The sequence below is a fragment of the Geomonas agri genome (assembly GCF_020179605.1).
GTDB lineage: Bacteria > Desulfobacterota > Desulfuromonadia > Geobacterales > Geobacteraceae > Geomonas > Geomonas agri.
Genome location: NZ_JAINZO010000001.1, coordinates 1 through 26,761 on the forward strand (window position 1 = coordinate 1; position 26,761 = coordinate 26,761).

At 56.8% G+C, this 26,761-nt stretch carries 19 protein-coding genes; 17 read left to right on the forward strand and 2 right to left on the reverse strand.

What is annotated here, in order from left to right; all coding sequences use genetic code 11:
* The first annotated feature begins 360 nt into the window (after nt 1-360).
* Nucleotides 361-1,662, forward strand: coding sequence for a cytochrome C (locus K7R21_RS00005; RefSeq protein WP_224981130.1), 1,302 nt, complete (start codon nt 361-363; stop codon nt 1,660-1,662).
* A 265-nt stretch (nt 1,663-1,927) separates the two neighbouring features.
* Here the strand turns inward: K7R21_RS00005 and K7R21_RS00010 are convergent, their stop codons facing one another.
* Entirely contained in the window at nt 1,928-2,605 is a 678-nt protein-coding gene (locus tag K7R21_RS00010; protein WP_224981132.1) for a heavy metal response regulator transcription factor, read from the reverse strand.
* Nucleotides 2,606-2,608: 3 nt separating this feature from the next.
* Complete coding sequence (locus K7R21_RS00015; protein ID WP_224981134.1) at nt 2,609-4,063, reverse strand: heavy metal sensor histidine kinase; 1,455 nt, start codon at nt 4,061-4,063, stop codon at nt 2,609-2,611.
* A 486-nt stretch (nt 4,064-4,549) separates the two neighbouring features.
* Here K7R21_RS00015 and K7R21_RS00020 point away from each other — a divergent pair, with 486 nt between their 5' ends.
* The 16 genes from K7R21_RS00020 to K7R21_RS00095 all read left to right on the forward strand — a co-directional run bounded on the left by K7R21_RS00020 (nt 4,550) and on the right by K7R21_RS00095 (nt 26,499).
* Nucleotides 4,550-5,851, forward strand: a complete 1,302-nt coding sequence (locus K7R21_RS00020) for a cytochrome C (protein WP_224981130.1) — start codon at nt 4,550-4,552, stop codon at nt 5,849-5,851.
* A 538-nt stretch (nt 5,852-6,389) separates the two neighbouring features.
* Nucleotides 6,390-7,700 carry a cytochrome C gene (locus K7R21_RS00025; RefSeq protein WP_224981136.1) on the forward strand — a complete coding sequence of 437 codons (1,311 nt, stop codon included), beginning with the start codon at nt 6,390-6,392 and terminating at the stop codon, nt 7,698-7,700.
* Nucleotides 7,701-8,239: 539 nt separating this feature from the next.
* Nucleotides 8,240-8,779 carry a phospholipase D-like domain-containing protein gene (locus tag K7R21_RS00030; protein WP_224981137.1) on the forward strand — a complete coding sequence of 180 codons (540 nt, stop codon included), beginning with the start codon at nt 8,240-8,242 and terminating at the stop codon, nt 8,777-8,779.
* 279 nt (nt 8,780-9,058) lie between these two features.
* Nucleotides 9,059-10,345 carry a cytochrome C gene (locus K7R21_RS00035; protein WP_318248301.1) on the forward strand — a complete coding sequence of 429 codons (1,287 nt, stop codon included), beginning with the start codon at nt 9,059-9,061 and terminating at the stop codon, nt 10,343-10,345.
* A 123-nt stretch (nt 10,346-10,468) separates the two neighbouring features.
* Nucleotides 10,469-11,878, forward strand: coding sequence for a YncE family protein (locus tag K7R21_RS00040; RefSeq protein ID WP_224981138.1), 1,410 nt, complete (start codon nt 10,469-10,471; stop codon nt 11,876-11,878).
* 13 nt (nt 11,879-11,891) lie between these two features.
* Nucleotides 11,892-14,237, forward strand: coding sequence for a hypothetical protein (locus tag K7R21_RS00045; protein WP_224981139.1), 2,346 nt, complete (start codon nt 11,892-11,894; stop codon nt 14,235-14,237).
* 186 nt (nt 14,238-14,423) lie between these two features.
* On the forward strand, nt 14,424-15,026 hold the full coding sequence (locus K7R21_RS00050; protein WP_224981140.1) for a GNA1162 family protein: 603 nt from the start codon (nt 14,424-14,426) through the stop codon (nt 15,024-15,026).
* Between the two features lie 33 nt (nt 15,027-15,059).
* Entirely contained in the window at nt 15,060-16,361 is a 1,302-nt protein-coding gene (locus K7R21_RS00055; RefSeq protein ID WP_224981141.1) for a hypothetical protein, read from the forward strand.
* 36 nt (nt 16,362-16,397) lie between these two features.
* Nucleotides 16,398-18,224 (forward strand): peptidylprolyl isomerase, encoded by a 1,827-nt coding sequence (locus tag K7R21_RS00060; protein WP_224981142.1) that lies wholly within the window; start codon nt 16,398-16,400, stop codon nt 18,222-18,224.
* Entirely contained in the window at nt 18,221-20,194 is a 1,974-nt protein-coding gene (locus tag K7R21_RS00065) for a cytochrome c3 family protein (RefSeq protein ID WP_224981143.1), read from the forward strand. Before K7R21_RS00060 ends, K7R21_RS00065 begins: the two co-directional genes overlap by 4 nt.
* Before the next feature lie 15 nt (nt 20,195-20,209).
* A complete protein-coding gene (locus K7R21_RS00070) occupies nt 20,210-21,484 on the forward strand; it encodes a cytochrome c3 family protein (protein WP_224981145.1) in 1,275 nt (424 codons plus the stop codon).
* 2 nt (nt 21,485-21,486) lie between these two features.
* Nucleotides 21,487-22,389: an NHL repeat-containing protein gene (locus tag K7R21_RS00075; protein WP_224981146.1), complete on the forward strand. Its 903-nt coding sequence runs from the start codon at nt 21,487-21,489 to the stop codon at nt 22,387-22,389.
* A gap of 93 nt (nt 22,390-22,482) precedes the next feature.
* Entirely contained in the window at nt 22,483-23,820 is a 1,338-nt protein-coding gene (locus K7R21_RS00080; protein WP_224981148.1) for a cytochrome C, read from the forward strand.
* A 53-nt stretch (nt 23,821-23,873) separates the two neighbouring features.
* On the forward strand, nt 23,874-24,230 hold the full coding sequence (locus K7R21_RS00085; protein ID WP_224981150.1) for a hypothetical protein: 357 nt from the start codon (nt 23,874-23,876) through the stop codon (nt 24,228-24,230).
* 240 nt (nt 24,231-24,470) lie between these two features.
* Nucleotides 24,471-25,406, forward strand: coding sequence for a CxxxxCH/CxxCH domain c-type cytochrome (locus K7R21_RS00090; RefSeq protein ID WP_224981152.1), 936 nt, complete (start codon nt 24,471-24,473; stop codon nt 25,404-25,406).
* Nucleotides 25,407-25,563: 157 nt separating this feature from the next.
* Complete coding sequence (locus K7R21_RS00095) at nt 25,564-26,499, forward strand: cytochrome C (protein ID WP_224981154.1); 936 nt, start codon at nt 25,564-25,566, stop codon at nt 26,497-26,499.
* Nucleotides 26,500-26,761 lie beyond the last annotated feature (262 nt).

Below are 26,761 nucleotides of genomic sequence, written 5' to 3' on the forward strand. Positions count from 1 at the left end.
CCCATCCGCAGCGAGATTTAGCATTACGAAAATGTAATTATTTTGTAATGTTACAGTCTGATTGTTTCCGCCAAGTCCACAATCCCCTCCGTCATACGCCGGCTTTAGAGCGCTGAATTTCCTGGCAAGCAGCCTGCACCCCCGCAGATACATGATTTATGATGATGTATATCAGTATGTTGCAAGCTTTTTTGCGCCTGGCTTCCGTTTGGTACGGTGCTTGTAATAACAGGAGTCATACACCATGGATCATGCAAACCACATTTGAAGCAATAGGCCTCGAAAAGAAATCATCTGTCAACCAACTACTCTTTACAGAGTAACCCGCCGTCAGGCGGGAACAAACACAGGAGGAAGCACATGAAGACCAAGATTGCAGTACTCGCAGCAGCAGCGCTTCTGATCAGCGCACCGGCAGCATTCGCGTTCCACTCCGGCGGTGTCGCCGAGTGCGAAGGGTGCCACTCGATGCACAACTCGTTCGAAGGTTCCGCCAACGTCACCGGCATGGCCCAGTACCAGTCCGGCCCGTACCTGTTGAAAGCCCAGGATCAGTCCGGTGCCTGCCTGAACTGCCACAACTCCGCTGACACCACCGGTTCCGGCTACCACATCTCCACCGCCAACGTTACCCCCAACGACAGCACCCGCGCCGTTGAAGGCACCCCGGGCGGCGACTTTGCCTGGCTGAAAAAAACCATGGTCTACAGCATCCGCGGCGCAGCTACTACCATGGACGGCGACCGCCACGGCCACAACATCGTTGCTGTTGACTACGGCTACAGCGCTGACAAGACCCTGACCGCAGCCCCTGGCGGCACCTACCCGGCAGCCAACTTGGCCTGCTCCTCCTGCCACGATCCCCACGGCAAATACCGTCGCTTTGCTGACGGCACCAAGGCAACCACCGGCCTGCCGATCTTCGCTTCCGGTTCCTACACCTCCAGCGCCGCCCCGATCTCCGGCGTGTCCGCAGTCGGCGTCTACCGCCTGCTGGCCGGCAAAGGTTACCAGCCTAAATCCCTGTCCGGCTCCTACGCCTTCGTCAACGATTCCCCTGACGCAGTTGCCAAGTCCACCTACAACGGTGTATCCGCCGACCTGACTGCTGCAAACTCGAAAGACCTGGTTGCCTACGGCCAGGGCATGTCCGAGTACTGCGCCAACTGCCACACCGCCATGCTTGAAAACAGCTACACCTCCGGCATGAAAGGCCTTGTCCACCCGGCCGGCAACGCTGCCAAACTGACCGCAGCAATCGCTGGCAACTACAATGCCTATGTATCCTCCGGCATCATGACCGGCACCGTCGGCTACAGCGCTCTGGCACCGTATGAGCAGGGCACCAACGACTACACCGCCCTGAAGGCTTTCGTGGCTGCTCCGACCGCAGCCAGCACCAGCAACAACGTACTCTGCCTCTCCTGCCACCGCGCCCACGCTACCGGTTTCGAGAGCATGGCCCGCTACAACCTGTCCAACGAGTTCATGACTGTTGCCGACGCCGCCGGCGTCGCCCTGTATGACTCCAGCACCACGGAAGGCAAGATCAACGCCGGCCTGAGCGTCCAGCAGCAGACCGATGCCTACAACGGCCGTCCTGCCACCGTGTTTGGTCCTTACGCTCGTAACTACTGCAACAAGTGCCACGCTAAAGACTAATCGGCTGAATCTAGCATTTACTGCAACTGCATGAAGCAACCTGGCCGGGGAGAAATCCCCGGCCTTTTTTTATCCGCATCGGCAAAACATGCTTCACCTGCTTTGCCAGTATCGTATCTGTACGCATCTTGCTCCCTACTGGAGGCGACTGGTCCCCCGGACCCCGGGACAACTGACGACCCGACTGTCGCCTCTGCGCAGAGGATAAACGCAAAAGGCCGGGGAGAGTCCCCGGCCTTTTGTCCGTTCTATTTTACTGGCGGGTTCATTCAGGGCGTACTTCAAGAACATATCCGGAGCCGCGCACCGTGTGAATCAGCTTGACCTCGTACGGGTCGTCGACCTTTGCCCGCAGGCGGCGCATATGCACATCAACAACGTTGGATTCCGTCTCGAAGCGTATGTTCCAGATCCGCTCGGCAATCCGGACCCGTGACATAACCTCCCCGGAACGGTGCATCAACAAGGAGAGCAAGGCAAACTCCTTTGGAGTGAGATCCAGGCGCTTCCCTCCGCGCGTGGCCCGGTGGGCGTGTACGTTGAGTTCCAGGTCGGCCACCTGAAGGACATCCTGTTTCAGGGTCGGCCCGCGCCTCAGAACAGTTTTGATCCTCGCGAGCAGTTCTGAAAAGCCAAATGGCTTTGCCACGTAATCATCTGCACCCAGTTCCAGCCCCCGGACACGGTCCTGCATCCCGTCCAGGGCCGTGAGCATTATAACGGGAGTCTCTGTCCCACGTCGCCGCAGTTCCGCGATGACCGACCAGCCGTCGCGCTTCGGCAGCATCAGGTCCAACAGGACCATGTCATACTCAGTGGACAGGGCCATTTGCAGGCCCTCCTCGCCATCTCCGGCGACATCTGCGACATAGCCACACTCGGTGAGTCCCTGTTTGATGAACGCCGCTACTTTGGGTTCGTCTTCGATAATCAGCACATGCATACGTCATCCTTCCTTTCTGAATTGGTCCTGAAGCCCGGCGGCGGGCATACAGGGGAACCGAAGCGTGATGCAGGTCCCCCTCCCGGGCTGGTTTGCAGCGGTGACGCTCCCCCCGTGCAGGTCCATGATCGCCTTGACAATCGTAAGCCCGAGTCCGGAACCGAACGGATAGTTCGACCGCGCAAGGTCTCCTCGGTAGAGGTGGTCAAAGATCCTTCCCTGATCTTCTTCAGCAATTCCGTATCCTGTATCACGGACTGCCACTTCAACCGCTTCCCCATCAACTTGGCTGACCCTCAGGTCGATTGCAACGCCAATCGGAGAATAGGTGAGGGAATTGGCCAGCAGGTTGCTCACGGCCCGATTGAACAGGTGCGGGTCGCCCACAAGGGTTGCCGCGCCATGACACGACAGGGTGGCGCACCGTTCTTCGGCAAGCGCCTCGTAATATTCGAAAAGGTTCCCAATCTCCTCGGCCGGGTCGAACCGGGTCTGCTCAACCGGAATGGCGCCGCATTCAGCGCGCTCCAGAAACAGCACATTATCGATAATCCGTGACACACGCAAGCATTCTTCCCGGCCGGATTCCAGTACGCGCTGGTATTCCTCGGGGGACCTGTCCCTGAAAAGGGCGACTTCGGCCTCCCCGATGACAGTCGTGATCGGGGTTCGCAATTCGTGAGCCAAGCTTGAAGTATACTCGGTCAAGCGCTTGAAGGAGACCTCCAGTCTATCGAGCATGGCATTGAGGACGGCGGCAAACCGTCTCAGTTCCACCGGCCAGTTGTCGGAATCGATTCGATTGTCAAGCGTCGGGGCTGTAACCCGTGTGGAAAAATCAGCAATTACATCCAGAGGGCGCAACTGCTGGCGGAGAACCAGGTATCCGAGCAGAAGGGAAACAAGTATGCTGACCAGGAGCAGCAGGAATATTACTTCGTGATTTTCTGTGTCAATCTCAACTTCCGTGGTCACATCAAGTGCAATCTGGATAGACACCTGCTTGTCGTTGGGTGGGGAGGGGTGCACTTCCGATGCCAGCAGGAAGTAGCGGCCGTTGGGGGCTTGCACGATCTCCTCGTCGCCATACCCGCCTTTCAGAGTCGCCGGCGAAAACAAATGTGAAGGGATGTTATCCTGCATACCGGCGGATTCAAGTATGGTGAGGCCCGAACTGTCTAGGATGCGCGTCAGTATCTCCGGATTGGGACCATAGGCGGTTTCCCATTCCAGGTTCTTCTGCAGGACGTCCCGGTAGTCGGGCCTGCTGTCGATAATAAAGCGCAGCGTCGCCAACCTGTTTTCGATGCGCTTCTCTTGGTGCAGGGAAAAACTCGCGTCGATCCTGTGTTCCACAAACATAGCGCCTGCGCACAACAAGATAAAGAGCAGGCTGCCCGAGATAAGCATCAGCCTGGTCTTTATGGAGCAACTGTCATACCTGTCGGATAGTTTCATCTGTAGGAGCAGACCTCTGTGTGTGCTATCGAGCCGGGTTCGCTGCAGATAATACTATTTGCAGGCATCCTGAAGATAGTATTTTCTCTGCACGACGTATACCTATTTATCCGTGCCATTTCTTATCCCATCCGCAGCGAGATTTAGCATTACGAAAATGTAATTATTTTGTAATGTTACAGTCTGATTGTTTCCGCCAAGTCCACAATCCCCTCCGTCATACGCCGGCTTTAGAGCGCTGAATTTCCTGGCAAGCAGCCTGCACCCCCGCAGATACATGATTTATGATGATGTATATCAGTATGTTGCAAGCTTTTTTGCGCCTGGCTTCCGTTTGGTACGGTGCTTGTAATAACAGGAGTCATACACCATGGATCATGCAAACCACATTTGAAGCAATAGGCCTCGAAAAGAAATCATCTGTCAACCAACTACTCTTTACAGAGTAACCCGCCGTCAGGCGGGAACAAACACAGGAGGAAGCACATGAAGACCAAGATTGCAGTACTCGCAGCAGCAGCGCTTCTGATCAGCGCACCGGCAGCATTCGCGTTCCACTCCGGCGGTGTCGCCGAGTGCGAAGGGTGCCACTCGATGCACAACTCGTTCGAAGGTTCCGCCAACGTCACCGGCATGGCCCAGTACCAGTCCGGCCCGTACCTGTTGAAAGCCCAGGATCAGTCCGGTGCCTGCCTGAACTGCCACAACTCCGCTGACACCACCGGTTCCGGCTACCACATCTCCACCGCCAACGTTACCCCCAACGACAGCACCCGCGCCGTTGAAGGCACCCCGGGCGGCGACTTTGCCTGGCTGAAAAAAACCATGGTCTACAGCATCCGCGGCGCAGCTACTACCATGGACGGCGACCGCCACGGCCACAACATCGTTGCTGTTGACTACGGCTACAGCGCTGACAAGACCCTGACCGCAGCCCCTGGCGGCACCTACCCGGCAGCCAACTTGGCCTGCTCCTCCTGCCACGATCCCCACGGCAAATACCGTCGCTTTGCTGACGGCACCAAGGCAACCACCGGCCTGCCGATCTTCGCTTCCGGTTCCTACACCTCCAGCGCCGCCCCGATCTCCGGCGTGTCCGCAGTCGGCGTCTACCGCCTGCTGGCCGGCAAAGGTTACCAGCCTAAATCCCTGTCCGGCTCCTACGCCTTCGTCAACGATTCCCCTGACGCAGTTGCCAAGTCCACCTACAACGGTGTATCCGCCGACCTGACTGCTGCAAACTCGAAAGACCTGGTTGCCTACGGCCAGGGCATGTCCGAGTACTGCGCCAACTGCCACACCGCCATGCTTGAAAACAGCTACACCTCCGGCATGAAAGGCCTTGTCCACCCGGCCGGCAACGCTGCCAAACTGACCGCAGCAATCGCTGGCAACTACAATGCCTATGTATCCTCCGGCATCATGACCGGCACCGTCGGCTACAGCGCTCTGGCACCGTATGAGCAGGGCACCAACGACTACACCGCCCTGAAGGCTTTCGTGGCTGCTCCGACCGCAGCCAGCACCAGCAACAACGTACTCTGCCTCTCCTGCCACCGCGCCCACGCTACCGGTTTCGAGAGCATGGCCCGCTACAACCTGTCCAACGAGTTCATGACTGTTGCCGACGCCGCCGGCGTCGCCCTGTATGACTCCAGCACCACGGAAGGCAAGATCAACGCCGGCCTGAGCGTCCAGCAGCAGACCGATGCCTACAACGGCCGTCCTGCCACCGTGTTTGGTCCTTACGCTCGTAACTACTGCAACAAGTGCCACGCTAAAGACTAATCGGCTGAATCTAGCATTTACTGCAACTGCATGAAGCAACCTGGCCGGGGAGAAATCCCCGGCCTTTTTTTATCCGCATCGGCAAAACATGCTTCACCTGCTTTGCCAGTATCGTATCTGTACGCATCTTGCTCCCTACTGGAGGCGACTGGTCCCCCGGACCCCGGGACAACTGACGACCCGACTGTCGCTCTTACGCAGATGATGAACGCAGAAGGCCGGGAATTGCCCCCGGCTTTTCTTCGTTCGGTTATTTCACTGGCGTCATTCAGCGCTATGACGCAAAGCAGCGTCACCATATCCCGAAACCTGCCCGGTCAGCGTTCTGACAAATATGACATTTTCGTAATCATACCGTAATGTTGTGTTCATTTTTTTGCTGGCATCACGTTTTGGCACGCTGCGTGTAATGTCAATCACAAACAGCGTACGCAACGCACTTTAGAAGCAATCGGCCCTAAATCGAAGCCATCTGTCAACCAACTACTCTTCACAGAGTACCCAGCCGCAAGGCGGGAAACAACACAGGAGGAAGCACATGAAAACCAAGATTGCAGTACTCGCAACAGCAGCGCTTCTGATCAGCGCACCGGCAGCATTCGCGTTCCACTCCGGCGGCGTCGCCGAGTGCGAAGGGTGCCACTCGATGCACAACTCGTTCGAAGGTTCCGCCAACGCCACCGGTTTGCCCCAGTACGAGTCCGGCCCCTACCTGCTGAAAGCCAACGATCAGTCCGGCTCCTGCCTGAACTGCCACGAAGCTGGTCCGGGCAGCTACCACATCTCTACCCCGAGCAACGCAATCGGACCGAATGACAGCACTGTTCCGGTGCAGTTAACCCCGGGCGGCGACTTTGCCTGGCTGAAAAAAACCATGCCGTACGCCATCCGCGGTGCAGCTGCCACCTTCGACGGCGATCGCCACGGCCACAACATCGTTGCTTCCGACTTTGGCTACACCGCTGACAAGACCCTGACTACCGCTCCTGGCGGCACCTACCCGGCGGCCAACCTGGCTTGCTCCTCCTGCCACGATCCGCACGGCACTTATCGTCGTTTTGCTGACGGTACCCAGAAGCGCACCGGCCTGCCGATCTTCGCTTCCGGTTCCTACACCTCCAGCGCCGCCCCGATCTCCGGCGTGTCTGCAGTCGGCGTCTACCGCATCCTGGGTGGCGTAGGCTATCAGCCCAAATCCCTGACTGGTTCCTATGCCTTCGCCAAGCCGGCTCCTGACGCAGTTGCCCAGTCAACTTACAATAAAGCAGCCACCAGCGTCAGTGCCGCCGGAGCAGCTCAGCCTGACCTCGTCGCTTACGGCCAGGGCATGTCCGAGTACTGCGCCAACTGCCACACCGCCATGCTTGAGAACAGCTACACCTCCGGCATGAAAGGCCTTGTCCACCCGGCCGGCAACAGCGCCAAACTGACCGCAGCCATCGCCGCCAATTACGCTGCCTACGTAACCTCCGGCGTTATGACCGGCACTGGCGCCAACTACAGCGCCGTGGCTCCGTTTGAGATCGGCACCAACGACTACACCATCCTGAAGGCATTCCCGACTACTCCGACTGCAGCTACTGCTGGCACCAGCAACGTCAACTGCCTCTCCTGCCACCGCGCCCACGCTTCCGGTTTCGAGAGCATGGCCCGCTACAACCTGTCCAACGAGTTCATGACTGTTGCCGACGCCGCCGGCGCAGCACTGTATGACTCCAGCACCACGGAAAACAAGATCAACTTCGGCCTGAGCGTTGCTCAGCAGACGGCAGCTTACAACGGCCGTCCTGCCACCGCATTCGGTCCTTACGCTCGTAACTACTGCAATAAGTGCCACGCCAAAGACTAATCGCCTGAACCTGGCATTTACTGCAACAGCATGAAGCATCTTGGCCGGGGAGAAATCCCCGGCCTTTTTTTCAAGGCAGTTTAAAGGTGGCAGTGTAGATCCGCATTTTCGGAAGGATGTTCTGGAGCGAATACCATGTCCCTCACGTTGCCCCGACACGAAAAGAAACGGTCTTTTCTGACTGCCAGCGGAACGGAACGCGAATGAATCACGAACGCACCTGCTTCCTGTCCCACGGGACATCAGGTGCCGCTGCCGAATGCAGAATATCTCCCTGTCCGGCGCCCATGGTCTGCCTGCAGGACGTTCGGGTTAGCGTCTTTCCGTCATGCGATCTGTGCGGGCTATTCCTCGCCGCCAAACCGACTAAGGTTCCGGTGGGATATACCAGTCGGGTCGCCCGCCTGGAACCGTCCAAGATCGGACTGCAATTCATGGGCATGACCTTCAGACAGGCTGCCCATTTCGCACAAAAAGCCTTCAAATTTCTTAGGTAGTATGCTAGAAGTAACAGCCTCCATCATCATGGGAGCTTCACGATGTGCCGTTCTGTCATTTTAGTCTGTGTTGTATTCATTATCCTCACTATCCCCTGCTTTAGTGCCTCCCAAAAAACTGCTGAACTTCTAGTCGTTTCCTTCCCAACTGATGAAGGGGGTGTTGAGGCCATTGCCAAAGAGATCAATTCAGCTAAGTCCCAGATCCTAGTCCAGGCATATTCTTTCATATCCAAACCGATAGCACATGCACTCATAGAAGCACGCAAACGCGGTGTCAGGATAGAAGCCGTACTGGACTCAAGCCAGCGCAGTGCTCCATTCGTATCAGATGACTTCGTATCCCGTGCCGACATACCTACATATACTGATTCAGAACACACCATTGCTATCAGTAAGGCATTCATCATAGACCGGAATACCCTGATTACAGGTTCCATAGATTTCACCGATGAAACTGGGAAGAAGAACGCAGACGGTCTCGTAATCGTTAAAGGCAACAAGCCCTTGGTGTATAGATTTTTAAGGGACTTCGAGGAACATAAGAGGCATTCCGGGAAGGGTGCTGCCTTTTATAATTAATTTTCTCTTGGAGACGTTCATTTCTGCACATGCGACGTCAAAAAAAACCTCCTTTCCCAATCGAAAACCGCTTTTTTCTCACTCGGAGTTCCAAGGTGGAGCCTGATTAGGTTAAAGTATGCTTTTCTTCGTATTCTTCTTGTAAAATTGCACCAGTTTGGGATAAACTACCACGGAATTTTCTCAAGCGATTTCTCGGGAAAGAGCTGCCATATGTCGAACCCTCAAATCACGCTGAACAGGGTATGCACTATCCTCGCTCCAGGAATCCGAGCCGCTTTGGCGGTCCTAGCGGCCCTGGTGCTGTGCGCTCCTGTCCAGGCCTTCCACCGGGGCGGCGTGGCAGAGTGCGAGGGGTGTCACTCCATCCACAACTCTCAGGGGGGGCAACCCAACAGCCAGGCCGGCACGACAGGCAGTTACTTGCTTAAGGGAAACGACGCAAGCTCGGTTTGCCTGAACTGCCATCAGGTGACCGGCGACCTTGGGCCCACCTCGTATCATGTCAGCACGGCCGCCATCGATATGCCGGCCGGTTCACCACCCCGCCAGATGACCCCGGGCGGTGATTTCGGTTGGCTCAAAAAGACCTACACCTGGTTCAATGCCCTTGGTTCCTCTACCATCCAGCAAAGCCCCGGCAACCGGCACGGCCACAATATCGTTTCCATTGACTACGGCTATGACATGGATTATGACAAGCCGACGGCTCCCGGCGGCACGTATCCGGCGGCCTCCATGTCCTGCATCAGCTGCCACGACCCGCACGGCAAGTACCGCCGCCTCATGGACGGCAGTATCACCACCTCTGGCGTACCGATCACGGGGTCGGGCTCCTTGGTTCGCAGCGCTGACCCCAATGCGATGAGCGCTGTCGGGGTCTACCGCCTGCTGGGGGGGAGCGGTTACTACCCGAAATCCCTGGGACCGGCAAACGCCTTTGCAAATAACCCTCCCGCAGCGATAGCGGCCGACGTGTACAATCGCGCCGAAAACGTCACTCAGACTAGGGTCGCCTACGGCGCGGGCATGTCGGAGTGGTGCCGCAACTGCCATGCCACCATTCATACGGATGCGGTACCCACCTCCCTCAAACACCCGGCCGGCAGCACGGGCGTCACGAGCGGCACCCTGGGCGCGGTCATTGCGGGATGGTACGACCAGTATGTCAAGGATGGCGACCTGACCGGCACAGAGAGCAATGCCTATCTATCGCTGGTGCCCTTTGAAATCGGCTCGGCCGATTACCGGCTGGTACTCAAACCGATCGCGGGCACGACACCGACCAAAGGACCGTCGCTCAGCGACGGCACCCCGCAGGTGATGTGTCTCTCCTGTCACCGAGCCCACGCCAGCGGCTGGGACGGTTCCATGCGCTGGAACAATCGGTCGCCCTCCATCGTGTACGCTGGCAAATATTCACAGACGGGTGATATCCAGCCCTATGGGCAGGGGAGGTCCGATCTGGAGGCCACGGCGGCGTACGACAACATTCCCGCCTCCTTTTTTGCGTACAACCAGAACCCGTTGTGTTACAAGTGCCACCAGAGCGGGACTTTTCCGTAGGGGCATGGCATGTGTCAATCATTCGCTGGCGGGCGCCTGATTGTCCTCAACAAGCGCATGAATTAGATCAATTGCTGTGTCTGAAACAATGGTAATCCCCTTCGGCATGCCGGGAGAACGACTATGTCCACCAGATTCCTGCTGATTGCCGCAGCACTGCTGCTGTTCTGTTCCGGCTGTGCCCAGACCCGCCTGGCAGCGAAGCCGCTGCTTGCCCCGTCTCAGGGGGAGTTGTTCCTGTACTGCGAACCGTTGTCCCAAGAAGCGGCAAAGCTGCACTTTGCCGTTACCGATGTTGCCGCCATCCGAGACGACGGCCTGACAGTCTCCCTCACGCTGGCGTTCAAAGAGTTTGCCCAGGCTGATCTGCGTCGGCAGCGGCTGTTTGCCCAAGGGATTGTTCCGGCTGGCCGCTATGTCGGCCTGGCATTCACGGTCAAGCACGCCGAACTGTCGGGCGAGACGGGCGCTATGCGACTTTTAGTGCAGGACAGGCCCACCGAGGTAAAAATCGATGCCTCCGTCAGGGATGGCAAGGCCGCTGTCGTCACGCTGAACCTCAATTACCGCGAGTCCGTAAAGGGGGTTGAATTCAGTCCCGCTTTCATGGCAGAGATCCCTCTCAAGCCGCTTCCCGGGCTGTCCGGGTATGTAACCAACCGCGGGGATAACACCATCACGGTGTTTGACCGACGATCGGCCCGGGTCGGGGGGGTGGTCGAAACCGGCCCCGGCCCGTCGGGCATTGCCCTGGACCAAACCCTGATGCGGGCCTATGTGGCTCTGTCGGGGCAGAATGTCCTAGCTGTGTTCGACGTCAAGGAAAATGATTTCACCGACCGCATCAGGCTTAACCCAGGCGATGAACCCAGTTTCGTGGGGCTCTCCGCCGACGGGAAAACGGCCGTGACCGCCAACACCGGCTCCAACAGCGCCAGCATCATCGATATCCAGGCCCTGAGCGAGGTTGCCCGTCTGCCAACGGGCATCGGGCCGGAGTTCCTGATCATGGACCGTTCCGGGCGCAGGGCGTTTGTGTTCAACAGACTCTCCAACAGCATTACGGTTATTGATCTGGCGACGCGGCAGGTGGCCGCGACCATCCCAACCGAATCAGCGCCCGTTTACGGACAATTCAACCGCAAAGGGGACCGGCTGTATGTTGCTCACGGCATGACTCCCAACATCTTGGAAATCTCGCTTGACACCCTGTCGATAACCAGGCGGATCAACGCCGGCAGTGGTGTCAGCGCCCTAAAGGTAAATTCGGCCACGGATCTGCTCTATGTCGCCACCAGATTCGGTGGGATCATCGATGTCTACGACCCCTCTTCACTTATGCCGGTCAATTTCCTGAGAGCGGACGGCGGGGTCAATTACATGACCATTGACGGGGAGGAAAACAACCTGCTGGCGCTGCATCCCCGCAACCGACTGATCCGCTTGATCAATCTGGTCAGCAAGAAGGAGCGCGGCGTGGTCGATACCGGAGCCGATCCATACTGTGCTGTAATCTTCGGCGAGCGTTTATGAGGTGCGGACGACCATGCTGACCAGACATGCGCTGATAGGCCGGGTTCATGCCGCGCTCCTGCTGTCCCTCCTGCTTGCCTTGCCGTGCCCGGCCTCAGCGGAGGGGATCTCTGGCTATCTGGAGTACAATTTCGGAACGTCCAAAATCGATACCAGCGATGTGACCGGCAGCACCCGCCAGAAGTCATCCAACTTCACCCAGCGCTACAACCTGGAGATCGACAAGACCCTGACTTCCACGCTCCGTATGGCGATGGGGGCAAACGCTCAGTTCAACCAGGGTGATTCCAATATAACCGATCCCGCATCCACCGACGGGCCGACAAAAAGCCACTCGACCAGCTCACGCATTTCTCCGCACATCGATCTGGCCTATTCCAGCGGCTTGTTCAGCGGCGGCGCCGGTTTCACCAGGCGTATGGAAGACGCGAAGTCCAACGGGATCGCCACGCCGACCAGCTACTCGGACACGTACTCAGCCAACCTGAACTGGCTGCCGGTAGACTTTCCGACCCTCAGCCTGATCTATACGTCCTTTGACCGGTACGATGAGAACCGCACGTCCTTGAATGCCACCACGACATCGTACACCCTTAGCAGTCGCTATAAACCGCTGATGACTCTGGACCTGAGCTACGCTGGTAACCAGACCTTGACAACGGACCAAATGAAAGAAACCGAGAACAAATCGCTCACCAACAGCCTGCGGGCCGATTATAATGACGCCTTTTTCAGGGACGTGCTCTTTGTCAGCAGCAGCTATAACATTTCGACCCAGAATAACACCTTCACCAACAAGGGCGGCAGCAACAGCCAGCTTATCCTGGCCCCGGTGAGCATCGGTCCCTTTTATTACGCTACCACTAACCTCACCGATTCGAGCACGACCACCCCAGATTTCAGTACTGCCGCTTCGTCGCCAACCCTACCTGGCAACGTCGTGATCAGTTCGCCCGCTATTTCCACCGCCAACCGCGTCAACGTGGGGGCCAAGACCGGCCTAGGCGTCGCGGTGAACGTTGTCAGGCTCCTGGTGAGCCCCTCCTTCACCTCGACGGTCGGCCGCGATCTGACCTCGGACCTCGGCATGAAAGCGGATGACTATGCCAAAATCGGGCTGGCCTTTGCCAGCAACAGGATCGCCGTGTACACCAGTTCGAATGGTTCTGACTGGAGGCAGTGGACGGGGTCCACGAATTTTGCTTTCAAGTCGGTCGATATCGTCAATCCGGCTACCGGTGCGACGACCACCGGTCCGGCCTTTGAACTGCAGTTGCAGAATGCCGCCACTGCTGCCAATTTCATCAAGGTTGAGATCCTGCCGGTCAGCAACATTGTTCTTTCGGATGGCCCCCTGCAGAAGTTGACAGTCACCACGCTGCTGGGCTTCTACCAGGATCAGAACACCATTGTCACGCCGGGATCCAGCCGGTCGTCGTCCCAGCTATCTGGGTCTTACAACCTGAATCTCAGAGCGCGCTTGTGGGATGTCCCGACGTTGACCTACGACGGTTCCTTCGATCTGCAGCACTCCAAGTCTGACACCAGTCAATTTGTTTACCGCTACTCCCTGACCAACGGCCTGAGCTTCTACCACACCATCAGCCCGACCCTGAACACCGGCGCTCGACTGGCCCGCCTGGACAGCGTCAATCCTTCCAGCAACACCAGCGACTCCTCTACCTCCCTGTCCGTGTCCCTTGCCGCAATCCCACTGCCCACCTTGAGCGGCACGATGAACTACAGCGCCCGCCAGGACAAATCGGATACAACTAGCAAGACCACCCAGTCGCTGGGCTTGTCAGGCAACGCCGAGTTGTACCGCAACATAAATCTGGGGCTGAATATCAACGGCAGCCTGACCAGCGACAACACCGGCAAAGACCAGCAGGGGGTGACAACCTCCCTGGGGCTCAACCTATTGCCTCACCAGACTATGAGCATCAATTTCAGCACCTCCGACCAGGAGGGATGGTCTTCGGGCGGCGATACGCGCCCAGACACCGCCAGGACTCATAACCGCTCGTTTGATGCTGCGATAACCTACAACCCGCTCCAGACGATATACCTGTTCGCCACCTTCGGCATCAACGCCCAGACAGCGCAAAAAACCCAGACGACCAACAGCATCGGTGGGGCATGGGCCCCGCTCAGGGATGGCGCCCTGCAGTTGAATACGTCCTACCGAGAAGGGCTCCAGGCAGACGGCACCAAGGACAAAATATTCACTACTTCAGCACATGTGACCATCAGGACCGGGATGTACCTGGATATTTCGTACCTCATCTCATCCTCCGCGGGGCCAGCGCAAAACGACGATGTTGAGAGCTTATCCGGTTCGTTGCGGGCCAGCTTTTAACTGTAGAATTCAGCATAACCGGCAGGGAATACATGGGCGAAGCACGGCTCTTCGGTGCTTAGCCCATGCTGCTGTGACGTCCGAAGGCGGACGCAGATTAATCATGCTTAGCTCCTATAAGGACCATTCCTATATGCTGGGTAAGTTAACCTTCGGAGCATCATTTTCTACGCAGGGGGAGTCACCATGACACAGCAACACGATAAACGGCGGCGAAACCCGGTCGGGTGGCTATTCACTGCCTTGGCCGGGCTTCTCATGATGGTACTCGGCGGATGTGCGACAACGGGGGATACGTTCCGCGACGCAACAATGGATTTTGGCTCGATCAAAACCGTGGCGGTGATGCCGTTCGGCAACCTTACGCGCGACCAGTTGGCTTCAGAGCGGGTGAGAGACGTGTTCACGACCTCGCTCATGGCTACCGGGGCCATCTATTCGCTGCCTGTAGGCGAGGTCGCCCGGGCCATCGGCAGTATCGGGCTGACCAACGTCGCGACACCCTCGTCCGAGGATGTGGTCAAGCTGGCCAAGGCACTCAAGGCCGATGCCGTCATCACCGGGATTGTTCGCGAGTATGGCGATGTACGGTCCGGAAATGCCTCTGCCGACGTTATCTCGCTCAGCCTCCAGATGGCAGAGGGGCAGACCGGGCGGGTGGTCTGGTCGGCAAGCACCGCCAAAGGCGGCATCGGCATCACGGAAAAGCTTTTCGGCGGCGGCGGGAAACCGCTTAATGATGTGACGGAGAAAGCGGTCAATGACCTTATCAACAAAATGTTCGAGTAGGGGCTCGAGTCGCCCCGACCGTCAGGGATTGCCATGTCTGGTTGTCTGAGTGCTATCGTGCACAACACGGCTTGTAAGGTTCTCCGCCCTGCGCTGATGTGCGCCGTGCTGACGTTCGGCTGCTGCTTGGCTGCCGGCTGCTCCTATCCCGCGCCCGTCATTGAGCGTTTCAGTTCCGCGGCGCCCTCCTGGGGGCCACGGATAGCGGTGTACCCGATCGAAAACCTGAGCGGGGCGCCGGCCCCGCTCAGGGAACTGCACGACGAGCTGGCGGTCACGCTGCAGCGTGCCGGGGCGAGGCTTGTGGACCCCAAAACCCTGGATCGTTTTTTTGAGCGCCACTGGGTGCGCTACGTGGGGGGCATTGACGAAGCGACGGCAGCCGCCCTGAGGGATGAAGTTGGAGCCGACGCGGTCCTGATCACCAGCCTGGAACTGTACAACGATCAATCGCCGCCACGCATTGCCCTGATAGCACGTCTGGTCAGCACTGCCGGGCTGCCTGAAATCGCCTGGATGGACAGTTATGCCAAAACGGGCGAGGATACTCCCGGACTCCTGGGGCTGAAGATCATCCAGGACCCGGTCCGACTGAGGGGCATGGCTCTTGAGTACTTGGAGACGTCCCTGCGGGATTACATCATCAATCCCCCGGAGCGCGCGCCAATAGTCTCCGCAAGGGAGGTGCGCGAGAACAAGCCGTTCACGATCTCGGACCTGGCTGCCGCAATGAGGACTGAACCGCGCATGCTGGCCGATGAACAAGCGAGGAAACGGCTGTGGTTCTCCGTCGGTGGTCTTATCCCGCCCCGGTACGGGCCGAAAAGGATGTACAGCTCAGGCGATGTGCTGAGTGATCAGTTGCGATCCCTCGCCATCGTCCCGTTTCCGGACTATAGCACGCGCAAGCATGGAGCAGAGGTGGTTGCGCTGCATCTGGCCAAGCAACTGGTCCTCGACAGGAGGCACAAAATCCTTGAATTTGGTGTTGTTCGTGATAAGATGCTGAACCTTCGCATCATTATGAGCGGTGGCGTTTCGAACGCAAATATCGATGCCATAGCAAACAGTCTGGGCGTGGAGCTGATAGTCAACGGCGAGGTTTTTGATTATCTAGAATCCGGCTCGAGCGGCCAGATTCCCAAGGTAGAATTTTCCATACAGATGTTCGAACGGGACAGCAGAAAGATACTCTGGTACTCCCGCAGCCGTAATGAGGGGGGGGACGGGGTGTTTTTCTTTGATGCTGGGCAGATCAGCACAGCCAGCGTCTTGACCGACCGGATGGCACAGTCGCTGGTGAAACGCATGAATGAGAGTACTGTTGCGAAATGACGGACAGCATTAAAATCAAGGCCTAAGTGAGGAATCATGAAATTCAAGTCCCGTGTATCCCTGTCCCTTCTTTCCCTTCTACTTTACGCTTCACTGGCTATGGCCGCCGATACCCAGCTGGGCAGTGTGGCACCGGGGGCAGCCCCGGCACCGGTCAACTCCGGGGTGAAACCGGCCGCCGAAACCACTTCCGGCAACTCCGCAGCGCCTTCCCCGGCTGTGGCTGAAGCCCCGGCTCCCAAACCCGATACTGTCACTATACGGCTGAATGCACCACTACTGTCACCCAAGTTCTCCTCGACCCCTCTGGCTGTGGTCAACGACGACATTATTACCTTCGAAGACCTCAAATCCGCCATTGGTATGATCCACTCTGGCATGGGCACGGAGCAGGCCGCCCCTAAAAAGAATTTCGCGGATGTGCTCAAGCGCCTGGTCAACGTGCGCCTGATGGTCCAGGAAGCACGGAATATCGGATTGGACAAGGATGAACAGATCAAACCTGCCATGGACGAGTTCAAAAAGCAGCTCCTGCGGGACACGCTCCTGAACGAACAAGTCAAGGATATTGCTGCCGATGAGAAGGATGTTGCAAGGATTGCGCGCGAACGCTCCATGGAATGGCGCCTGAAATCGCTGGTCGTCGGGCAGCTCTCCACAGTCAAGGCCTTTGAAGCGGAGATTAAGGCGGGCAATCCCTTTGACAAGGTCTATGACAGCTTTGTCAGCGATGGACGCGGCAAAAAGGGAGGCAATGTCGAGGAGTTCATAGCGAGGGATGCCATCGACCCGACCATGTTGGTTGCACTGGAGAAGTTGAAAGTCGGTGATACCGGGAAGCCTGTTGCCATAGAAAAAGGGTACGTTATATACCGCGTAGAAGAGATCCGCACCAAGGACGATCCCAAGATGGTCGAACAGGTCCGCCAGGAACTGACCTCGCAGCGGCGGGTGGCGGCGCTGAAGAAGTTCAACGATTCGCTGGTCAAAAAATACGTCAAAATGAAAAAATTGTACAAAACACTGGATTATGAAAACAAGAAGATCCCGTTTGAGAAACTTCTGAAGGACAACCGTGTTATCGCCGAGATCCAGGGGGAAAAGCCGCTTACCGTTGCGGACTTTTCGGATGCGGTGTCTGCCAAGTTTTTCCACGGCGTTAAACGGGCCATCGAGAGCAAGAAGGTGAACAAGGAGAAAGATGCCATCCTGGAGGAGATACTCAGCGGGATCGTGATCGACAAGGAAGCCCGACTGCGGAGAATAGACCAGACTGAGGAGTATCACAACAAGGTCAAGAGCAAAGAGGACACCCTCCTGTTCGGTCAGTTCATGCAGAAGGTTGTGGTGCCTGAGGTGACGATTACACGGGACGAGACAAAGGCCTATTACACCGAGCATGCCAAGGATTTCATCAGTCCAGCTTCCTATCTGCTGGATGCCATCGCCTTTTATAGCCCCGAAAAGGCCGAGGAAGCGGTAAACAAACTGCGGACCGGCACAGATTTCAAATGGTACAAGGCGAATGCAGAAGGCCAGGATTCCATCAGTACGCGGTATGAGGCATTTTTCGAAGGGAACCCCGTTGCCCTGGATGAACTGCCGGCCAAGATGAAGCAGGCACTTTCGGGCAGTGCCAAGGGCGATTACCGGCCATTTGTCGACGGCACCATTGGCTATGTTCTAGCGGTGGTTGATTACCAGGCGCCGGCACCTCTGCCGTACGAGACGGTCGAGGGTGTGATCAGGGAAAAGGTGTCATACATGAAACTCAATGACAATATTGAATCCTGGTCCACAAAACTGAGGAAAGCCTCGGAAGTCACGGTATACGCCGACTTCACCCAACAGGAGAAACCATGAACACGTTGAAGAACTTGCGGGTCGGGACTATGGCACTGGTCATGCTGCTTGTCTGTGGCGGCATGCTCCCTTGGGTCGCGTCCGACAGCTATGCCGCCAAAAAAATGGCCAGCAAGGATTGTCTGGACTGCCACACGAAATTCGAAGCCAAGTACTTTTCCATGAAGAACCTCCATACGATCGTCAAGGAGAAAAAGTGTGAAGGGTGCCATCTCCGCCATGGTCGAGTGCCCAAACTGCTGCTCAAGAAGGATGGCAATCAGATCTGTCTGGACTGCCATGCCCCGGCCAAGGTGGGGCTGAACCGGAAATTCGTCCATGTGCCGCTCAAGTCGGGTAAATGTTCGGGATGCCACAACCCCCATGGCTCGCAGGCACCCGCCATGCTTATGGCAGAGGGAAATGACGTCTGCTACAGCTGTCATAAAAAGCAAGCCTTCGAGAAGAAATTTGTCCATGAGGTGTTGCGCAAGGGGGGGTGCAAGACTTGTCACAGCGCCCACAGCTCGGACGAACGTTATTTGCTGACCAAGGCTGAACCGGCCCTCTGCCTGGGCTGCCACGACAAGTCGTCCAGTGCGTTCACGAAGGCCCACGGTGGCTACCCGGTGGAAGGCAAGGTCTGCACCGGCTGCCATAACCCACATACCTCGAACCAGCCGAAACTGCTCAAGCAGAGTGTTCACAACCCCGTTGCCACACAAGGGTGCGACGGGTGTCATGCCGCGGCAAACTCGGCGGCACCCTTTAGTGTGACCCAGAAGGGATCGGCGCTTTGCCTGCAGTGCCATGAAATGCCCGCGCTCACAGCGGGCGGAACCGTCCAGCACGCCCCCTTCAAGAGCGGTGAATGTCTAAGTTGCCATAATCCCCATACCTCCGAGTATGCCAAACTGATGTCCCAGGACGGCAATAAGCTCTGCTACGGATGTCATAAGGCCAAGGCCGAGACGATGGCCTACAAGCACGCACCGATGGGGGATGCCAAGGGCTGTCTGTCGTGCCACAGGCCGCATGCCGCCGCTTTCAAGGGCCTGGTCAACAAGAAGGGCGCTGATCTGTGCAATGAGTGCCATGCCAATACCAAGGACGCTTTAAAGAGCAAAACGGTTCACGAACCCTTCAAGGGGGGCGATTGCCAGTCGTGCCACAACCCGCACGGCTCCAATTTCACTGCCATGGCGGTGGACCGCGTAGACAAACTCTGCTATTCCTGCCACTCGGATTCGGAAACTAATTTTAAAAAGACCTACACTCACAAGCCGGTTGTTGGCGGCGAATGCCTTTCCTGCCATAAGGGGCACGCCAGCGCTGAGGCAAAGCTTCTTAAGGCCGCCGGCCCGAAACTCTGCAGCACCTGCCATGAGAAGATGATGACGGCCGAAACCGGCGGCACCAACCATGATCCGTTCAAGGGGGGCGAGTGCATGACCTGCCATGACGCCCACGCCAGCAATGCCGCCGGGATGCTGGTAAAACCGCAGGTCCAGGTATGCGCCGGCTGCCACGAGCCCTACAAGGGGCTTAAGGAGGCGGTGTCCACGCATAAGCCATTCACCGAGGGGAACTGTTCCATGTGTCACAACCCTCACAAGGCCAAATTGAAAAACCTGCTGGTAACCCAGGGGCCCGGCCTATGCTACACCTGTCACAAGGATATTGAGGCCAAGATGACCAAGGAGAAGCCGCACAACCCGGCACAGCAGGACTGTCTGAACTGCCACAAGCCGCATTATGCTGGGAACGCCAAACTGTTGGCATCGAAAGTGGGTGCAACGTGCGACCAGTGCCATGATGCCTCTAAAGCACCTTTTGTTAAGGCGCACATCGGTATTGAGGCATCCGTGATGAACTGCATGGACTGTCACGACCCCCATGCGTCCAAGGATCCGAAGTTTTTCAAGAGCTCGGTCCATGCACCCTTTGCGTCGCGCGCTTGCGAAGAGTGTCATATCGTTCCCAAGCCGTGATAAGGAGATAGATACATGAGAGTGTGGAGCGTTACGTTATTGCTGGCAATCATGGTGCTGACCGTTTGGGACCATTGCCTGGCGGCCGGCACCGATCAGCAGTTCAAGCTTAAGCCGGGGGCACGGGGCATCCTTTGCCTGAACTGCCATAACAATTTCAAGGAGAAGATGGCCCGGAAGGTGATTCATACACCGCTCAAAAAGAATGAGTGCAACGGCTGCCACAACCCCCATACGTCCTCCCACGGCAAGATGCTGGCTGCCGATACCAAGAAGGTCTGCTCGCTCTGCCATGCGTCCATGATTCCCGCCAAGGCGCGCAGCGTCCACAAGGTGGTGGCCGATGGCGGCTGCATGAAGTGCCATGACCCACATTCATCGGACAACAAGGACAACCTGCTCATGGCAGGCAAGACCCTCTGCTTCAGCTGCCACAAGACCCTTGGCGAGAGTCTCGCCAAGGTCAAATACCGGCATGCCCCCGTGGAGAGCAACTGCCTTACCTGTCACCAGGCCCACGCTTCAGAGAATGGGCTGTTCCTGCTCAAAAACGATATCACCCCTCTCTGTTTGGGATGCCACAAGAGCGATAAACCGCTGTTCATCAAAAAGCACATGAATTACCCTGTCAGCAAGTCACGCTGCACCGGCTGCCACAATCCTCACGGTTCCGACAGTCCGGGCCTGCTCCACAAGAGCGTCCATTCACCGGTCGCCAAACGCATGTGCAACCAGTGTCACATGGATGCCACCTCACCTAACCCTCTCATGGTTAAATCCGAAGGGATCGGGCTCTGCCGCGGGTGCCACAACGACATGGTCAATAAGACGTTCGACAAGAATCGAGTGCATTGGCCTGTGCTGAGCAAGGGGGGCTGCCTTGCTTGCCATAATCCTCATGCATCTGAGGCCAAAGGGCTGCTGCGCGAGCCGATGGCGCAACTGTGCTACAAGTGCCATGGTGACACCATGAAGCGCCAGCAGAAGAACACCTCCAAACATGAACCGGTTGCTGAAGGTCGCTGCAATGAGTGCCACGATCCGCATTCATCGAATTCCCTCTTCCTGACCAAAAAGGACTACCGCTACGATCTCTGCCTCGACTGCCATGACTGGGGCCGCCATTCAGCCCACCCGATCGGTGAGAAGTCGGTCGATCCGCGGAACAAAAACCTTACATTGGGTTGCGTTTCGTGTCATCGCTCCCACGGGACAGAAAACAAGAAGATGTTCTTTTATCCGACAACTACAGAAGTATGTGTCCAGTGCCATGAGAAGCTCGCGAGGTGATAATGATGATCCGTACTTTGTGCATACTTGCTTTTCTGCTGGTGACCGTCGGCGCATATACCGCCCAGGCTGCCACTACCGTGAAATTCAGACCGCTGGCGGTAACGAGCCAGGATGCCAATAACGCGCCGCTGAAGGCCCCCGAAGGGGTTGCCTGCAGCCAGACCTCGGTGCTGGTGTCCGACACAGGAAATGGCCGACTGGTCCGCTACAGTCTGGTTAACGACGACCTCAAAAATGGGGTCGAGATCAAGCTCCCCCAGTTGACCTATCCGCTTCGGGCAAAATTCACCCCCAAGGGTGAAGCTCTGGTGCTGGATGGCAAGAGCCGCAAGATAGCCCGAGTGGCGGCCGACAACACGTTTGTCGCCTACCTCGACCCCCAGAATGTTCCCGGGCCTGCAGGGACCGTGACGCGAAGCCTGGCGGTCGACGCCAAGGGCAACATTTACCTGGTCGATATTCTAGGCGAACGCGTGCTGATACTCGATCCCGCCGGGCTCTTTATCCGTCAGGTACCGTTTCCTGCACATTACGGCTATATTTCCGACGTTGCTGTCGACCAGCAGGGCACGGTCCTCATTCTGGACAGCATGAAAGACCAAGTTTACCGGGCTGCTGCAAACGAGAACAGCTTCAAGGAAATGGGCAAGGACCTGCAGGACTACCTCTTCTTTGCCGTTTCAATCGATATCGACAGTCAGGGGCGCGTCTTTGTGCTGGATCAGAATGACAACGGTGTAGTCCTGCTGGGACCTGACGGTTCGTTTCTTGGCCGTTATCTAAACTTCGGCTGGAAGCCCGGTCAGGTGTTCTATCCCGCCCAAGAATGCCTAGCCGGAAATGATATTTTAGTTATCGCAGACCGCGACAACAGCCGTATTCAAATGTTCAAGCTGCAATAGAGGCACCATCGGCATCACACATCCTCCTCCTTTGGCGGACCCGGAGGGGGATGGGATGTGTGACGCAGCGGTGAAAGTCGGGCAGGTGATTTTATGGCTAGGAAACAGACTCTCATTCTTGTTTGTCTGTTCTCGGTGGTATCACCCCTTTCCTGGGCAGCGTGGTGTTTCGAGATGCCGACTTCTTCGTTCCCGAAAGGCTTTCACAACGGCGGCATCGCAAGCTGTGATGTGTGCCATGTCAAAAAGGTTCAGCCGATATTTAGCACTACATCCTCAGCGGCGGCAGTGGTGCCGGGTACGGAGTTGCAGCAAGGCTTGCTGAACGGCATGGATCCGAGTTCAATTTGTCTGCGCTGTCATTCCGCCCCGGTTGGGCAGCGGCAGCCTTTTGGGATCTTCATCGCCACCAGCAAGGAGGACCTGGCTGCAGGGCTATCGCCGGTGCAACTGACGCCGGCAGGCGATTTTGGCTGGCTGCTGAAAACATTCAAGTGGTCGTCCAAGGGCAATAACGTCAACGACGAGAGCAGCCCCGGTGACAGCCACGGGCACAATATCGTGGCCCGCGATTACGGTTTCAACCCGGATATGACCAATGCCCTGGCCCCTGGCGGTACCTATCCGGCCGACAGGCTGTCCTGCAGCAGTTGTCATGACCCTCACGGCACCTATCGCCGGTCGGCAAACGGTAGCGTCAGCCTGAACGGCTTGCCGATAAAATCCTCCGGCTCGTACAGCACCAGCCCGAATCCGGACTCCGCTGGCACGGTGGGGACATATCGCATGCTGGCGGGCGCCGGGTACCAGCCTGCTGCGCTGAAGGGTGATTTTGCCTTCACTGCCGATCCTCCGGCAGCGCTTTCTCCTCCCGACTATAATCGGGCGGAAACAAGATTCGACACCCGGGTTGCCTATGGCAGTGGTATGTCGGAATGGTGCCGGAACTGCCATGTCACGACGCATAAGGATGCCCATCCCATGGGCAACACGGGACTGCTGACAACTGAGGTCATACGCATCTATAACGGTTATCGGGGCTCCGGGAGTACCACCGGTTCCAAGGACAGCGCCTTTAATTCACTTGTACCATACGAGATGGGCACCAGAGACTATGACATCCTAAGTGTGATCGCGAACAGTAACGGATCTGATCGAAGCGGCCCCAAAAACGGGTCAACCGTTATGTGTCTTTCCTGCCACCGTGCGCACGCTTCCGGTTGGGACCATATGACCCGTTGGAATGTGCGTAGCGGCATGATAGTTGATCAAGGTGCCTTTGTCGGCAGCGACAGCAAGTCAGCCATGTCAGTGGCTGCTGCCCAGGGGCGGCTCGCTGCCGAAACAGCTAGAGCCTATTATGACCGGACTTCGGATGCTTTTGTTTCCAAACAACGGTCCATGTGCAGCAAATGCCACGCAAAGGACTGACTCCTCCCGGTCCTGATACCTATGCGACGAGTTCGCCAATGAAAGGATATACAATGAAATTTCTATCAAGTTTAATACGTAGCCTCACAAGGCAGAATGTACTGCAGGCCACGATAGTGATCATGCTGGTAGCACTAGCACTCGGCTGCAGTAAAAAACCGGACGTGGTCGGTACATGGGAAAACGTCAACGTCCAGGAACTCGTAGAGTTCAAGCCAGATAATTCCGGTGTTATTCAGGGGAAGAATCAGCCGGCCCTTGCGTTTGTTTGGAGAGAGACGACACCGCATTCCTATAGTCTTGAAGTGGATTTCCAGGGGGATAAAAAGGGTCTGAAGGCTGTCGTTCAGGAAGAGACCTTAGTGCTGAAGAGTGAATCTGGAAAAGAAACCTATAGAAAGCGAAATTAAAAGTAGGTTATGATTGCAGCATACATCTATTGATCATTTCAAGTATATGGCTGGGTGGAAAAGCCGAATTTCAGGGTTCTGTAACTAACGCATGACGGGGTTAGTGTTAATATTACCTATTTTATAGTGCTTATTTATAGTGCTTGTTCGTTATTGATGCTATTTAGTAATTACTCTGAGCCAAGGTGAACGTATTGGAAAGTGGGAGCTCAGAGATTTCAACAGAGGAGGGAGCACAACATGAACGCCAACCGCATTCATCTCCCCACTAGGCTTGCCCTTGGACTGATTGGCGCAGCATCGCTGATGATCATTGCCTCCTGTGGCGATTCGTCCACACCCGCACAGACTGCCGAATCCAACCAGCAGACAGTCGTGGCCAAGGGCGCTGAGGTAAACACGCTTCCCAGTAAAGGCAAGGTGACGGCAGCTGTTGCCCCTGCAAAGGCTGTATTCGGCATGATCTGGATCAACACGGCCGAGAATCGCGAATACATCTTCGACGGGGCTGACTGGGTGCCTCATGACCAATCCGTTGATGAGTTCTATGCGGCAAAGGCGCTAGAAACCAAAAACGCCGCCAAGACTGTGATGATGACTCAGGATGAAGTCTGCCTTGACGGCGACCCCGCCTGTACTCCGACCGGCGCCCATGGCGGTCATGGCAGCTACGACTGCCAGGTTTGCCACAACGTCGGCGGGCAGGTTTCCTTCGCACGAACTGCTCCGAACAACCTCGCCTACGGCTCTGGATTAGGTATCCCTGCCTTCAGCGCAGCAACCAAGACCTGTTCGAACATCGCCTGCCACGCCATCCCTGTCGGCACTTTCAGCTTTTACACCATGGACGGTAGCGGTGACCTCTACCTCGAAACTGTGAGCTACGGCAGCGCTGCCCAGTCCACTCCTGCCTGGAATTCCACCGGTCCGGCTGGCTGCAGCGCCTGCCATGGCGATCCGCCTCGCAACGGTTCTACCGGCTCCAACGTGTGGCACAGCGGTTATCATGGTGGCCAAGGCCCGACCGGTGCCAGAAACCAGTGCCAGTTCTGCCATCCCGATGCCAGCAGTCCGAATAACGGTGTCGGCGATACGATTACCAATTCGTCACTGCACGCGAACGGTGTCGTCAACGTGCAGGCAAAATTCACGTCTGCCTGCTTTGGCTGCCATTGATTGTTTTCCAGCGAACAGGCGAGAGGGTGTTTTTTTTGAACACGCCACCGGCTGGGGGTAAACACACCGGGGGACGGGGATGCAGAGCCATTGGTCCCGCGTTCAGCAAACCTAACGGCCGGGTTACCTGATACTACCACAAGGAAGGGAACAAGCTATGAACACCAACCGTTATTATCTTCCAGTCCGGCTTGGCTTTGTAGTGATCTGTGTGTTTTTGTTCATGGTCATTGCTTCATGCGGGAGCCAACCTGCGACCTCGCAGACTGCCCAATACAACCGGCAGACAGTCGTTGCGAAGGGGGCAGATATTAATGCGCTCCCTCGCACAGGCAAAGTGACATCAGCCGTTGCCCCCGCGAAAGCGGTGTTCGGCATGATCTGGGTCAATACGATCGAGAATCGCGAATACATCTTCGACGGGGCTGACTGGGCTCCCCACGATCAGTCCGTTGATGCGTTCTATGCTGAAAAGGCAGCCAAAACGAAAAGCACCCAGAAAACAGCACTGATTGCGACCAATTCCTGCGTAGACGGTGACCCTTACTGCACCCCTACCGGTGCCCATGGCGGTCATGCAACAGCCGGTTACAACTGCAAGGTCTGCCATAGCGTAGCCGGGCGCCTTGCCTTCGCGAAGAACGGCCCCGCCTATGGCGCCGGATTGCCCGCACCGACCTTTGACGCGACTTTAAAGAGTTGTTCCAATGTTGCCTGCCACGCCGTCCCTCCCGGCACCTTCAGTTATTACAGCTACGATTGGGGTCTCGAACAAGTGGTCCTGACTACTGTGAACTATTACGGCAGTGCTGGCAGGGCAACCCCCTCCTGGTATGCCACCGGAGCGGCCGGTTGCACCGCCTGCCACGACGATCCTCCGCGTAATGGCTCATCCGGATCCAATGTGTGGCACAGCGGCTATCATGGTGGTCAAGGCCCGACCGGGGCGTTGAACCAGTGTCAGTTGTGCCATCCTGATGCCAGCAGCCCGAACAACGGCGTCGGCGACACTATTACCAATACGACCTTGCATGCAAACGGGACTGTCAACGTGTACGCTCCTTTCACATCAGCCTGTTTCGGTTGCCACTGATAGAATCAAAACTACGCGCGTTCCACCCGGATGCCAGGAAACGCTAACTGGGGTATGCCTTTGCGCTTTCGCTTGCCCTGCACTTTGCGGTAACAGTGGCCTTCTTTGTCCCCAGTGGTACCCAAATAGCCAGGGACACTACAACTAATTTCAGCATGCAGGATGTCGCCCTTGTACCATCGATCTGTACGCCGCCAAAAACGGCGGGTAAACCGATGCTGTCAGCGCAACCTCTGGTCATGACAGCACCTTTGCCTGCGGC

What these genes read in the sequence shown, in the direction of transcription:
- K7R21_RS00005 (WP_224981130.1), top strand. Translation starts at nt 361, where the DNA reads ATGAAGACCAAGATTGCAGTACTCGCAGCAGCAGCGCTTCTGATCAGC.
- K7R21_RS00010 (WP_224981132.1), bottom strand. Translation starts at nt 2,605, where the DNA reads ATGCATGTGCTGATTATCGAAGACGAACCCAAAGTAGCGGCGTTCATC.
- K7R21_RS00015 (WP_224981134.1), bottom strand. Translation starts at nt 4,063, where the DNA reads ATGAAACTATCCGACAGGTATGACAGTTGCTCCATAAAGACCAGGCTG.
- K7R21_RS00020 (WP_224981130.1), top strand. Translation starts at nt 4,550, where the DNA reads ATGAAGACCAAGATTGCAGTACTCGCAGCAGCAGCGCTTCTGATCAGC.
- K7R21_RS00025 (WP_224981136.1), top strand. Translation starts at nt 6,390, where the DNA reads ATGAAAACCAAGATTGCAGTACTCGCAACAGCAGCGCTTCTGATCAGC.
- K7R21_RS00030 (WP_224981137.1), top strand. Translation starts at nt 8,240, where the DNA reads ATGTGCCGTTCTGTCATTTTAGTCTGTGTTGTATTCATTATCCTCACT.
- K7R21_RS00040 (WP_224981138.1), top strand. Translation starts at nt 10,469, where the DNA reads ATGTCCACCAGATTCCTGCTGATTGCCGCAGCACTGCTGCTGTTCTGT.
- K7R21_RS00045 (WP_224981139.1), top strand. Translation starts at nt 11,892, where the DNA reads ATGCTGACCAGACATGCGCTGATAGGCCGGGTTCATGCCGCGCTCCTG.
- K7R21_RS00050 (WP_224981140.1), top strand. Translation starts at nt 14,424, where the DNA reads ATGACACAGCAACACGATAAACGGCGGCGAAACCCGGTCGGGTGGCTA.
- K7R21_RS00055 (WP_224981141.1), top strand. Translation starts at nt 15,060, where the DNA reads ATGTCTGGTTGTCTGAGTGCTATCGTGCACAACACGGCTTGTAAGGTT.
- K7R21_RS00060 (WP_224981142.1), top strand. Translation starts at nt 16,398, where the DNA reads ATGAAATTCAAGTCCCGTGTATCCCTGTCCCTTCTTTCCCTTCTACTT.
- K7R21_RS00065 (WP_224981143.1), top strand. Translation starts at nt 18,221, where the DNA reads ATGAACACGTTGAAGAACTTGCGGGTCGGGACTATGGCACTGGTCATG.
- K7R21_RS00070 (WP_224981145.1), top strand. Translation starts at nt 20,210, where the DNA reads ATGAGAGTGTGGAGCGTTACGTTATTGCTGGCAATCATGGTGCTGACC.
- K7R21_RS00075 (WP_224981146.1), top strand. Translation starts at nt 21,487, where the DNA reads ATGATGATCCGTACTTTGTGCATACTTGCTTTTCTGCTGGTGACCGTC.
- K7R21_RS00080 (WP_224981148.1), top strand. Translation starts at nt 22,483, where the DNA reads ATGGCTAGGAAACAGACTCTCATTCTTGTTTGTCTGTTCTCGGTGGTA.
- K7R21_RS00085 (WP_224981150.1), top strand. Translation starts at nt 23,874, where the DNA reads ATGAAATTTCTATCAAGTTTAATACGTAGCCTCACAAGGCAGAATGTA.
- K7R21_RS00090 (WP_224981152.1), top strand. Translation starts at nt 24,471, where the DNA reads ATGAACGCCAACCGCATTCATCTCCCCACTAGGCTTGCCCTTGGACTG.
- K7R21_RS00095 (WP_224981154.1), top strand. Translation starts at nt 25,564, where the DNA reads ATGAACACCAACCGTTATTATCTTCCAGTCCGGCTTGGCTTTGTAGTG.